Here is a 12,015-nt window from a genome sequence, read left to right as displayed (position 1 = left end):
AAAGCCGGAGGCGGACGGCCGGACCGAAAACCGCCGCGTCGCCGGCCTCGGCGTGCGAACGACGCACGCACATCGCGCCACGCCGCGCGCATTTGATTCATTCGTGAAAACACGGCGCGGTCGAATCGAGAAAATCGATCGAAACAAATCGGCGCAAAACCGAAATTCGCACATCGATCAGCGCGCTTTCCCACATAACGGCGACTCCAATGAATTGACGTAGATCAATTCGGATCGAATCGTCGCGTGGGCGACTTTCCGTATCGATCGATGATGCATCGTCGATCTCGAATCGCAGATCCCGCGTTGCATCCAATGAACACTTTCCGTGCTCCAGCGCGGTTCGAATCTCAACTTTGAAACATCCGCATTCGGCACGCGTGGCGTCGCATGTCGTGCTGCGCGCCTTGGCGCGGCGCATGCCGAATGGTGCCGGTTCGCCCGAATGCGCGCATCGCGCCGCACGCCCATCCTGTCCCCACGATACACGCATGAAACAAGCGCGCGTGCCGCGCCGCCCGCTGCGCGCGCAACGACACGTCGGCGCAGGCACGGCGACGGCCGGACCGCAGCCGCATCGCGGTTGGCATGCGGCTTGCCTCATGTCCGGTTCAGGCAGGCGGCCTGCACGACCTGAAAAACGGGCGGCAGCCGCCCGCTCATAAGCCACGTCGGGGAAGCGGCAATGAAGACCATCAGCGAACGGGCGACGCGTGCGTCGGCCCAGCATCAACGGGGAAGTCTGCGCAATCGAAGCGCCGTTCATGGCGCTTCGTCGACATCAGCGGAGCAGCAACGGCACGTGCCGGCACGGCGTCCCTGCGGCGACGCAGGCATCGTGCGCGCGTGCGCCGCAGCGCTCGCTGTCCGGCTCCCGGCGATGTGCGACGAAGGAGAAGACCATGAATGACCGGGTAGCGATCGAGACGCGCGTCGGCCAGCGCGTGCTCGTGACGGGCGGCGCCGGATTTCTCGGCAGCTATGTATGCGAGCGCCTCGTCGTCGAGGGCGCGCACGTCGTCTGCGTCGACAGTCTGCTGACGGGACGCAAGCTGAACGTCGCCGACCTGAAGGCGTCGGGTCGTTTCGAGTTCCTCAAAGCCGACGTCACGCTCGGCCTGCCGCAGCTGCAGGTCGACGAGATCTGGAATCTCGCCTGCGCGGCATCGCCGCCGACATATCAGCACGATCCGGTCCACACGATGATGACGAACGTGCTCGGGATGAACCACTGTCTCGCGCTCGCCCGCAAGACCGGCGCGCGCGTATTCCAGGCCTCGACGAGCGAGATCTACGGCGACCCGAGCGTGCATCCGCAGATGGAAACGTATCGCGGCAACGTCAACACGATCGGCCCGCGCGCGTGCTACGACGAAGGCAAGCGCGCCGCCGAGGCGCTCTGCTACGACTACTACCGCACGTACGGCGTGGACGTGCGCGTCGCACGCATCTTCAATACGTACGGGCCGCGAATGTCGCCGCGCGACGGCCGCGTCGTGTCGAACTTCATCGTCGGCGCATTGAACGGCGAGCCGCTCGAGATCTACGGCGACGGCCTGCAGACGCGCTCGTTCTGTTTCGTCAGCGATCTGATCGACGGCTTCTTCTGCCTGATGGGCGCCGAGCGCAACGTCGGGATGCCGGTCAACATCGGCAATCCGGTCGAATTCACGATGATCGAGCTCGCGCAGAAGGTCCTCGCGCTGACCGGCTCGCCATCCGAGATCGTGTTCCGCCCGCTGCCGATCGACGACCCGCATCAGCGTCGCCCCGACATCTCGGTCGCCGCGACCGAGCTCGGCTGGCGGCCGTGCGTCGATCTCGACGAAGGGTTGCGCCGCACCGTCGACTACTTCGCCCGCGAACTGTGGATCGCGCCGATGCTGCAGATGACCGGAGCGACCGCATGAAAGTGTTCGTCACAGGCGGCGCCGGCTATATCGGCAGCCATACGTGCAAGGCGCTCGCGGAGGCCGGGCATACGCCGGTCGCGTACGACGATCTGTCGACGGGCCATCGCGACGCGGTGCGCTGGGGGCCGCTCGTCGTCGGCGACATCCTCGACCGCGACGCACTCGGCCGCGCGCTCGCCGCGCATCGGCCCGACATCGTGATTCATTTCGCGGCGCTCGCGTACGTCGGCGAGTCGGTGCTCGCGCCCGATCGCTACTACGCGACGAACGTAACGGGCACCTGCACGCTGCTGAACGCGATGCGGGCGGCCGGCGTCGGCCGGATCGTGCTGTCGTCGTCGTGCGCGACCTACGGGATTCCCGATGCGCTGCCGATCTGCGAACACACGCCGCAGCATCCGATCAACCCGTACGGCTTCACGAAGTACGCGATGGAGCGGATGGCGGCCGACTTCGAGCGCGCCTACGGCATGAAGTGGGTCGCGCTGCGCTACTTCAATGCAGCCGGCGCGGACCCGGACGGCCTGCTCGGCGAAAACCACGAACCCGAAACGCATGCGCTGCCGCTCGCGATCCGTGCGGCGCTCGGCACCGGCCGCCCGTTCACGGTGATGGGCACCGACTATCCGACACCCGACGGCTCGGCCGTGCGCGACTACGTACACGTGAGCGATCTCGCCGATGCGCACGTCAAGGCCACCGCGTATCTGTGCCGCGGTGGCAACAGCGTCGCGCTGAATCTCGGTACGGGCACGGGCACGTCGGTGCTCGAGCTCGTACGCGCAGTCGAAACGGTGACCGGATCGCGCGTGCCGACCGTCATGGCCGCGCGCCGCCCCGGCGATCCGCCGGCCCTGTATGCGGACGCAACGAAAGCCGCGCTCGTGCTCGGCTGGCGCCCGCGCTTCGCCGGGATCGAGCCGATGGTCGAGCATGCGGCGCGGTGGTTCCGTCAGGACCTGCCGCTCGTGTCGAACAAGTAACACCAGGCGTCGTTCAACCAACCACGGGGATAACCATGAATGTGCGGATCGCCATCGTCGGCACCGGCTATGTCGGGCTCGTCAGCGGCGCGTGTCTGGCGGAGCTCGGACACGACGTCGTCTGCATCGACAACAATCGCGGCAAGATCGACGCGCTGAATCAAGGCTGCATGCCGATCTACGAGCCGGGCCTCGACGCCTTCGTCGCGCGCAACGTCGGACGCGGGACGCTGCGTTTCAGCAGCGATCTCGCCGCGAGCGTGCGCGACCGCGACGCGGTGTTCATCGCGGTCGGCACGCCTACGCTGCCGGGCACCGATCGCGCGGACCTGCAGTACGTCGAAGCCGCCGCGCGCGACATCGCATCGAACCTGAACGGCTTCACGGTCGTCGTCACGAAGTCGACGGTGCCGGTCGGCACGAACCGGCGCGTGCAGGACATCGTCGAGCGTCATGCGCCGCCCGGGATCGACACCGCGATTGCGTCGAACCCCGAGTTCCTGCGCGAAGGGTCGGCGATCGACGACTTCATGCATCCGGATCGCGTCGTGTTCGGCGCCGAGCATCCGCGCGCGATCGAGATCATGAACGCGATCTATGCCCCGCTCGCCGCGGCCGGCCATCTCGTGCTCGCGACCGAGATCGAGACGGCCGAACTCGTCAAGTACGCGGCCAATGCGTTTCTCGCGGTGAAGATCAGCTACATCAACGAGATTTCGGACCTCTGCGAAGCGGTCGGCGCCGACGTCGAGCTCGTCGCGAACGGAATGGGCCTCGACCGGCGGATCGGCGCGGCATTCCTGAAGGCGGGGCCCGGTTGGGGCGGCTCGTGCTTTCCGAAGGACACGCGCGCGCTGAAGGCGACCGCATCCGAACACGCGGTGCCGCTGCGCATCGTCAGCGCGGCGATCGAATCGAACGCGCTGCGCAAGGCGCAGATCCTCCAGCGGATCGAAAACGCGTGCGGCGGCTCGATCAAGGGCAAGCGCATCGCGGTGCTCGGCCTCACGTTCAAGGGGCAGACGGACGACGTGCGCGAAAGCCCGAGCATCGACGTGATCCAGCTGCTCGTCGGCGCGGGCGCGCATATCCGCGCCTACGATCCCGCGCGGCCGCACGAGGCGTCGCGGCTGCTGCCGCAGGTGTTCATGGAAAGCTCGGCGGTCGACGCGGTGCGCAGCGCCGACGCCGTCGTCGTGATGACCGAGTGGAAAGCCTTCGAGACGCTCGATCTCGCGGATCTCGCCGACCACATGTCGGACCCGGTGATGCTCGACATGCGCAACCTGTTCGACGAACGGCGCGCGGTCGACTGCGGCTTTCGCCGCTACGAGCGCGTCGGCCGCTCGTGCAGCGCACGCACGCCGGCCGACGCCGCGCGCGGCCGCGTGCCGGTCGCCGACGATACGACGGCTGCGCCGCAGCCTGCTTCAAAGCTGATGATCGACTCGAACTAACTCGCGTACGCGAGACCGTTGGGGGGAACACCATGGAGAAGCTCGTTGCGTCGCTCGCCGGCGGCGCGGCGTCGGAGGCGTCCGACGCCGAAGCCGGCCGCACCGAAAGCGCCGAAACCGATGTGCCGCTCGTGGTGCCGCTGATGGACAGCGGCACGCGCACGATCTTTCATCTGCTCGCACTGTGCTGGGTCGCCGCGCTCGCGATCTTCTGGCGCTGGTGGCTGCGCGACGAGCATTACGTCGATGCGTTCCGCTTCGGCGTCAACTGCTTCATCCTGTTCTGGACCACCTTCATTCCCGGCTACTTCATCTTCATCATCCGCTCCGCGGTCGTGCCGAACCCGGCGCTCGACGTGCCGCGCGGCTGGCGCGTCGCGATGGTCGTCACGAAGGCGCCGTCCGAGCCGTTCGAGGTCGTGCGCACGACGCTGCTCGCGATGCTCGATCAGACCTACCCGCACGACACCTGGCTCGCCGACGAGGATCCGACTCCGGCCACGCTCGAATGGTGTCGCCTGCGCGGCGTGCGCGTGTCGACGCGGCGCGGCGTCGCCGACTATCACCGCGCGAGCTGGCCGCGCCGCACGAAATGCAAGGAAGGCAACCTCGCGTACTTCTACGACACGTACGGCTACGACAACTACGATTTCGTGTCGCAGCTCGACGCCGATCATGTGCCGACGCGCACGTATCTCGAGGAGATGCTGCGTCCGTTCGTCGATCCGGCGGTCGGCTACGTGTCCGCGCCGAGCATCTGCGACAGCAATGCCGCGCTGAGCTGGAGCGCGCGCGGGCGCGTGAACGTCGAGGGCCCGCTGCACGGCACGATGCAGGCCGGCTATGCGGGCGGTCTCGCGCCGCTCTGCATCGGCTCGCACTACGCGGTGCGCTGCCGCGCGCTGCGCGAGATCGGCGGCCTCGGCCCCGAACTCGCCGAAGATCATTCGACGACGATGATCTTCAACGCGCACGGCTGGCGCGGCATGCACGCACTGAACGCGATCGCGAACGGCGAAGGGCCGCGTACGTTCGCCGATCTCGCCACGCAGGAATTCCAGTGGTCGAAGAGCGTGATGATCATCATGCTGCGCTACACGCGCCGCTATTTCGGCGGGCTGCCGCTGAAACTGAAGGCGCAGTTCCTGTTCTGCCAGCTGTGGTACCCGCTGTGTGCGCTCGCGATGGCGGGCGGCGTCGCGATCCCGGTCGCCGCGCTGCTCACGGGGCGCGTGTGGGCGCACGTCGACTACATCACGTATCTCGCCTATGCGGTGCCGCTCAGCGTGCTGATCCTCTGCGTCGTCACCTGGTCCACGCATGCGACGCAGTCGTGTCGGCCTCTGAACACGAAGCTGCTGTCGTGGGAAGGCCTGTCGTTCGTGTTCGCGCGCTGGCCGTGGGTCGTGCTCGGCTGCCTGTCGGCGATCGTCGACTGCATCCGCGGCAAGGAATTCGCCTTCAAGGTCACGCCGAAGGGCGGCGCGATCGAGCAGGACGCGCCGCTGCGCGTCGTCGCGCCGTATCTGCTGATCTCGCTGTTCTGCAGTGCGCCCGTCGTCGCGATCGAGAATCCGCACAACGCCGGCGGCTTCTATCTGTTTTCGACGCTGACGAGCATCCTGTACTTCGTGATCGCGGCCGTGGTCGCCGTCAATCACGGCAAGGAACAGGGGCGCGCCGCGTCGGCGCCCGCGCAGATGTTCTTCAGCCGCCTGCCGGTGCGCAACGCGCTGTTCGTGTTCGCGCTCGCGATGCTGGTCGCCGGCATCGCGCTGCGCGCGCCGAAGGGCTGGCAGGCCGTCACGTGGCGCTCGGGCCTGCCCGCCGTGCTCGCGCCGGCGCCGGGGCAGCCGGTCAAGCAGCCCGCACTCGGCGTCTACGACCCGGACCGCGTGTTCGCGTCCGACGCGAACCTCGCATTCGATCATGTGTTCGTGTCGTGGAACGCGCCCGACCTCGACACGCAGATCGACGACGCGTATCGCACCGCGCACGCGCGCCACCGCGCGCTGATGGTGACCGTCGAACCGTGGGCGCTGCCCGGCAGCCGCACGGGCGCGCTGCTCGACGACATCGCGCACGGCCGTTACGACGCGCGCATCGCGGCGACCTGCTCGGCACTCGCCGCGCTGCACGCGCCGGTGTTCGTGCGCTGGGGCCACGAGATGGAAACCGACACCGGCCGCTATCCGTGGGCGAGCGGCGACGCGTCCGGCTATATCGACGCGTACCGGCGCGTCGTCGATGCGTGCCGCGCGATGACCGACCGGCTGCGCTTCGTGTGGTCGCCGGCCGGCAACCGCAACCTCGACGACTATTTCCCCGGCCCCGGCTACGCCGATGCGGTCGGCCTGTCGGTGTTCGACTGTCCGCGTTGCGCGGTGTGGCCGGCGGGCGGCCGCGCGTCGGCCGAAAACATCCTGCGGACCAAGTACGCGCGCGTCGCCGACTACGGGCTGCCGGTGATGGTCACCGAACTCGGTGTCGACGGCTCGGACGCGCGCAAGCGCGACGCGCTCGACGAATTCCAGCGCTCGCTGTGGCGCTATCCGCTGCTGAAGGCCGTGGTGTATTTCAATGCGGTCGACACGCCGGGTGCCTGGCCCGCCCGCTACGTGCCGGACTGGCGGATCGCGCCGTCGTTCCTGCAGGCGGAAGTCGTCGCGAAGTAGGTGCGAGGTGCGGCCGGCAAGGTGCGGCCGGCGAGGTGCGGCCGGCGAGGTGCGGCCGCCCGTTTCCTCAGCCAAGCAGCTCGCGCCGCCGCAAGTGCGCAACGTCGCGCATCGGCGGCGCGCCGAACAGCCGGCTGTACTCGCGGCTGAACTGCGACGCGCTCTCGTAGCCGACGCTCGCGGCGACCGAGCCGACGTCGCCGCCCTGCTGCAGCAGCAGCCGGCGCGCCTCGTGCAGCCGCAGCTGCTTCTGGTACTGCAGCGGGCTCAGCGTCGTCACGTGCTTGAAATGATGATGCAGCGACGACACGCTCATGTTGACCGCGTTCGCGAGCGTCTCGACGCGCATCGGCTCCGCGAAGTGCGCACGGATCCATTCGATCGCGCGCGCGATCCGGTGCGTCTGGCTGCCGGCGACGGCCATGTGCCGCAGCCGCGTGCCCTGCGCGCTCGTCAGCAGCCGGTACAGCATCTCCTTCTCGATCAGCGGCGCGAGCACCGGGATGTCGGCCGGCGTGTCGAGCAGCCGCACGAGGCGCAGCGCGGCATCGAGCAGCGGCGGCGTCAGCTCGGCGAGCGCGATGCCCTCGCCCTCCGGGCCGGACTCCGGCTCCGGTAGCCGCATCTCGGCCGCGAGCTCGACGATCCGCTGCGGATCGAGCGTCAGCGACAGGCAGAGGTATGGCGCGTCGGCCGACGCGCGCGTCACGCGCGACAGGATCGGCAAGTCGATCGACGTAATCAGGCAGTTTTGTGCATCGTATTCGTACGCGTGGCCGCCCACGATCACGCGCTTCGCGCCCTGCGCGGCAATCACGAGCGCCGCGCGCGACACGGCGCAGCCGAGATCGACGGGCCGCACGTGCTTGTGCAGCATCAGGCCCGGCACCGCGGTCGCGTGCGAGCCGTCCACCGGCGCGAAGCGGCCGATCAGCGACGCCAGTTCGCGCTGCCCGGCCGCGCGCGACGCGGCGATGTCGGTCATGTCCATCACGAGATCCTCGAATCGGTTTCCCTGTCGCGCGAGCATAGCGAAAGGTCCGCCGCCGCGCGCGGGATTTGCAGGATTGTTCAAGAAATTTGCAGGATTGGGTAGACGAAAACGGCGGAGGCTCCCGCACACTGCCGGCTATCCCGGCCCGGCGCCGGGTTTTCCCCACGGAGACACCCCCATGGCCACTACGTTTGTCCTGAACGGCAAGAGCGTGACGCTCGATGCCGATCCGTCGATGCCCGTCCTCTGGGCGATCCGCGAGCACGCGGGGCTGACCGGCACGAAATTCGGCTGCGGGATGGCGCAGTGCGGCGCGTGCACGATCCACCTCGAAGGCCAGCCCGTGCGCTCGTGCGTGCTGCCGCTCGCCGGCATCGCCGGCAAGCACGTGACGACGATCGAAGGCCTGCAGAGCAAGCCCGCGCAGGCCGTGCAGGCCGCCTGGGTGAAGCTGCAGGTGCCGCAATGCGGCTACTGTCAGTCCGGGCAGATCATGTCCGCCACCGCGCTGCTCGAGCAGAACCCGAAACCGACCGACGCCGACATCGATGCGGCGATGAACGGCAACCTGTGCCGCTGTGCGACCTATGCGCGGATCCGCGCGGCGATCCACGACGCGGCCGCGACGCTGGGAGCGTGACCATGACGATCGAACTCGATACGCGCGATTCGGTGCGCCCGTCGCGCCGCACGTTCCTGAAAGCCGCGGGCGCCGCGGCCGCGGTCAGCCTGACGATCGGCTTCGAATGGGCCGGCCTCGGCCGCCGCGCGCTCGCCGCGACGACCGCGCCCGATGCCGGCGCATTCGCGCCGAACGCGTTCCTGCGGATCACGCCCGACGGTGCGGTGACGGTGATCGCGAAGCACGTCGAACTCGGCCAGGGCGCCTATACGGGCATCGCGACGATCGTCGCCGAGGAGCTCGACGCCGACTGGTCGAGCGTGCGCGTCGAAAGCGCGCCGGCCGACGCGAAGCACTATGCGAACCTCGCCTTCGGCACGATGCAGGGCACGGGCGGCAGCTCGGCGATGTCGAACTCGTGGCAGCAGCTGCGCGAAGCCGGCGGCAAGGCGCGCGCGATGCTCGTGTCGGCGGCCGCCGCGCGCTGGAACGTGCCGGCAAGCGAACTGACGACCGCCAACGGCGTCGTCACGCACGCGAAAAGCGGCAAGACGGCCGCCTACGGCACGCTCGTCGCCGACGCATCGAAGCTGCCGGTACCGGACAAGGTCGTGCTGAAGCAGCCGGCCGACTTCAAGCTGATCGGCCATCGCATTCCGCGCGTCGACGCATCGGCGAAATCGAACGGCACCGCGCAGTTCACGCTCGACACGACGTTCCCCGGCATGCGCGTCGCGCTGCTGCAGCGTCCGCCGCGCTTCGGCGCGACCGTGAAGTCGTTCGACGCGACGGCCGCGAAGGCCGTGCCGGGCGTGGTGTCGGTCGTGCAGGTGCCGGCCGGCATCGCGGTCGTCGGAACCGGCTTCTGGGCCGCGAAACAAGGCCGCGACGCGCTGAAGGTCGAATGGGACGAAACGCACGCCGAAAAGCGCGGCTCGGACGAGATCATGCGCGAATACCGGCAGCTGGCCGCCAAGCCGGGCGCATCGGCGCGCAAGGACGGCGATGCCGACGCGGCGATCGCGGGCGCCGCGCGCAAGATCAGCGCGAGCTACGAGTTTCCGTACCTCGCGCATGCGCCGATGGAGCCGCTCGACGCGGTCGTCAAGCTGACCAGGGACAGCTGCGAGATCTGGGCCGGCGACCAGTTCCAGACGGTCGACCAGGGCAATGCGGCCAAGGTCGCGGGCCTCAAGCCCGAGCAGGTGCAGATCCATACGCTCTACGCGGGCGGCAGTTTCGGCCGGCGCGCGAATGCGTGGTCGGACTACGTCGTCGAGGCCGTGTCGATCGCGAAGGCGCTCGGCGCGGACGGCAAGCCGGTCAAGCTGCAGTGGACGCGCGAGGACGACATCCAGGGCGGCTTCTATCGTCCGATGTACTTCCACAAGCTCGACGCGGGCCTGACCGCCGACGGCCGGCTGGTGGGATGGCGTCACCGGATCGTCGGCCAGTCGATCCTCGCCGGCACGCCGTTCGAGGCCTTCATGGTCAAGAACGGCATCGACGCGACGTCGGTCGAGGGCGCGGCGAACCTGCCGTACGCGGTGCCGAACGTGTCGGTCGAACTGACGACCACCAAGGTCGGCCTGCCCGTGCTCTGGTGGCGCGTGGTCGGCAGCTCGCACACCGCCTACGCGGTCGAGGCGTTCATCGACGAAGCCGCGCACGCGGCCGGCAAGGATCCGTACCTGTTCCGCCGCGACCTGCTGGCCAAGGAACCGCGCATGCGGGCGGTGCTCGAACTGGCCGCGCAGAAGGCCGGCTGGGATCCGGCGAAGCCGCTGCCGAAAGGTCGCGGACGCGGGATCGCGGTGGCCGAGGCGTTCAAGAGCTATGTCGCGCAGGTCGCCGAGGTATCGGTCGATGCGGACGGCAAGGTGAAGGTCGAGCGCGTGGTCTGCGCCGTCGATTGCGGGATCGCGATCAATCCCGACATCGTCGCCGCGCAGATGGAAGGCGGTATCGGCTTCGGGCTCGGCGCGGCGATGCACAGCGCGATCACGCTGAAGGACGGGCGCGTCGAGCAGCGCAACTTCGACGGCTATCAGGTGCTGCGGATGGCCGAGATGCCGAAGGTCGAGGTGCATATCGTGCCGTCCGCCGAAGCGCCGACCGGCGTCGGCGAGCCGGGCGTCGCGCCGATCGGGCCGGCGGTCGCGAATGCGATCTTCGCGGCCACCGGCAAGCGACACTACGTGCTGCCGTTCGATTCGGGCACGAACGCGAGCGCTTGATCGCTTGATCGCTTGCGCCGGTCGGCCGCGCACACTGCGCGGCGGCCGGCGCGGCGGCTGGCCTCGTCGCATTCGCTGCCTTCGCTGCCTTTCCGCCTGTCCGCCTTTCCGCCTTTCCGCCGTCTCGGCGTCTCGGCGCCCCGCTGTCACGCTGGCGCAACTGGCCTCGGCCCGTTGCGCCCCGCCGCCTGCCGCTGTCCCCATCCGCCTCCCGCTGCTCATCGCCTCACGCTGCCCCATCGCCTCCCGCTGCCGCGCCGTTCGTTGCCCTCCGTAGCCATCCGCTGCGATACACGATGAACATGAACGCCCGATCACGCCAACTGGCGCCTCGCGACCCATCGCACCCGCAGCAACGCTCGCCCGGCGCCCGCTCCGCTCCCCCTTCCGCGCCCGCTACGTTACGTGCGCCGTAACGTGCGTAACGTTTGCGCGCCCGCGCTACGTAACAATCCTTCAAGATTGCCGCCGCCCGCGTACCGCCTCGCGCCTGCAAAGTACCGAAAGTGCGTTTGAATTCAACGCCCGCGCGCGATTCGCTCATGAGCCCACGTCACCGTCGATCCGTCTGGCCCGGAAGTTGCAGTAAACAGCTTGCCAACAATCCTTTACGGACAGCGAGGGCCATCATGGATTGCAAATACCTGTACATCGACAACATAAAAATCAACTTTGTGCGGCGCACCATCGAGATCGACGAGAAACCCGTCGACGTCACGCCGCGCGAATTCGACGTCGTCGAATTCCTGCTCGACAACATGAACAAGATCGTGCCGCGGCAGGCGATCCAGGAGGCCGTGTGGGGCCGCGAACTCGCGGTGTCGTCGCGCACGCTCGACACGCACATCTCGCGGATCCGCTCGAAGCTGCAGCTCGATCACGACAAGAACCTGCGGATCATCCCGATCTACGCGGTCGGCTATCGCCTCGTGCTGTTCGGCGCGGCGATGACGCACGTGGAGCGCCACGACGCGGCGCCGCTCGTGCGCACCGCGCCGCAAGCGGCAATCTCGGCCGACTATCTGTAACGATCGGCCGGCGCGCCGCGCGATGCGGCGTGCCGGCCGCCGCTCCCCGCAGCGACACGACGCGATGCAACGCGCATCGCACGGCTCGCCTGCCCTGCGATAGGTT

At 68.4% G+C, this 12,015-nt stretch carries 9 protein-coding genes; 7 read left to right on the top strand and 2 right to left on the bottom strand.

Features of this window, described 5'->3' with window-relative positions; translation table 11 throughout:
- Positions 1-97: 97 nt before the first annotated feature.
- Entirely contained in the window at positions 98-766 is a 669-nt protein-coding gene (locus BCR55_RS33600) for a hypothetical protein (RefSeq protein ID WP_244104660.1), read from the bottom strand.
- 136 nt (positions 767-902) lie between these two features.
- Here BCR55_RS33600 and BCR55_RS24260 point away from each other — a divergent pair, with 136 nt between their 5' ends.
- Genes BCR55_RS24260 through BCR55_RS24245 form a run of 4 tightly spaced genes read left to right on the top strand, consistent with a single transcriptional unit; the run spans position 903 to position 7,028 of the window.
- On the top strand, positions 903-1,910 hold the full coding sequence (locus tag BCR55_RS24260; RefSeq protein ID WP_065496748.1) for a UDP-glucuronic acid decarboxylase family protein: 1,008 nt from the start codon (positions 903-905) through the stop codon (positions 1,908-1,910).
- Positions 1,907-2,896, top strand: a complete 990-nt coding sequence (gene galE / locus BCR55_RS24255) for a UDP-glucose 4-epimerase GalE (RefSeq protein ID WP_059785137.1) — start codon at positions 1,907-1,909, stop codon at positions 2,894-2,896. Before BCR55_RS24260 ends, galE begins: the two co-directional genes overlap by 4 nt.
- Before the next feature lie 35 nt (positions 2,897-2,931).
- On the top strand, positions 2,932-4,353 hold the full coding sequence (locus BCR55_RS24250) for a UDP-glucose/GDP-mannose dehydrogenase family protein (RefSeq protein ID WP_065496255.1): 1,422 nt from the start codon (positions 2,932-2,934) through the stop codon (positions 4,351-4,353).
- 32 nt (positions 4,354-4,385) lie between these two features.
- Positions 4,386-7,028, top strand: a complete 2,643-nt coding sequence (locus tag BCR55_RS24245; RefSeq protein WP_065496251.1) for a glycosyltransferase — start codon at positions 4,386-4,388, stop codon at positions 7,026-7,028.
- A gap of 67 nt (positions 7,029-7,095) precedes the next feature.
- Here BCR55_RS24245 and BCR55_RS24240 read toward each other — a convergent pair whose 3' ends face one another.
- On the bottom strand, positions 7,096-8,019 hold the full coding sequence (locus BCR55_RS24240; RefSeq protein WP_006411469.1) for an AraC family transcriptional regulator: 924 nt from the start codon (positions 8,017-8,019) through the stop codon (positions 7,096-7,098).
- Positions 8,020-8,200: 181 nt separating this feature from the next.
- Between BCR55_RS24240 and BCR55_RS24235 the strand changes: the two genes are divergently transcribed.
- The 3 genes from BCR55_RS24235 (at position 8,201) to BCR55_RS24225 (ending at position 11,909) form a co-directional block, all read left to right on the top strand.
- Positions 8,201-8,662, top strand: a complete 462-nt coding sequence (locus BCR55_RS24235) for a (2Fe-2S)-binding protein (protein ID WP_006396610.1) — start codon at positions 8,201-8,203, stop codon at positions 8,660-8,662.
- Positions 8,663-8,664: 2 nt separating this feature from the next.
- Positions 8,665-10,881, top strand: coding sequence for a xanthine dehydrogenase family protein molybdopterin-binding subunit (locus BCR55_RS24230; protein ID WP_065496250.1), 2,217 nt, complete (start codon positions 8,665-8,667; stop codon positions 10,879-10,881).
- Positions 10,882-11,510: 629 nt separating this feature from the next.
- Positions 11,511-11,909, top strand: a complete 399-nt coding sequence (locus BCR55_RS24225; protein ID WP_006396607.1) for a winged helix-turn-helix domain-containing protein — start codon at positions 11,511-11,513, stop codon at positions 11,907-11,909.
- Positions 11,910-12,015: the final 106 nt, after the last annotated feature.

Origin of the sequence: Burkholderia sp. CCA53 (assembly GCF_001685525.1) — a bacterium.
Lineage (GTDB): Bacteria > Pseudomonadota > Gammaproteobacteria > Burkholderiales > Burkholderiaceae > Burkholderia > Burkholderia multivorans.
Note: the sequence above shows the minus strand (reverse complement) of the source record. Positions and strands in the feature narration are given on the sequence as shown.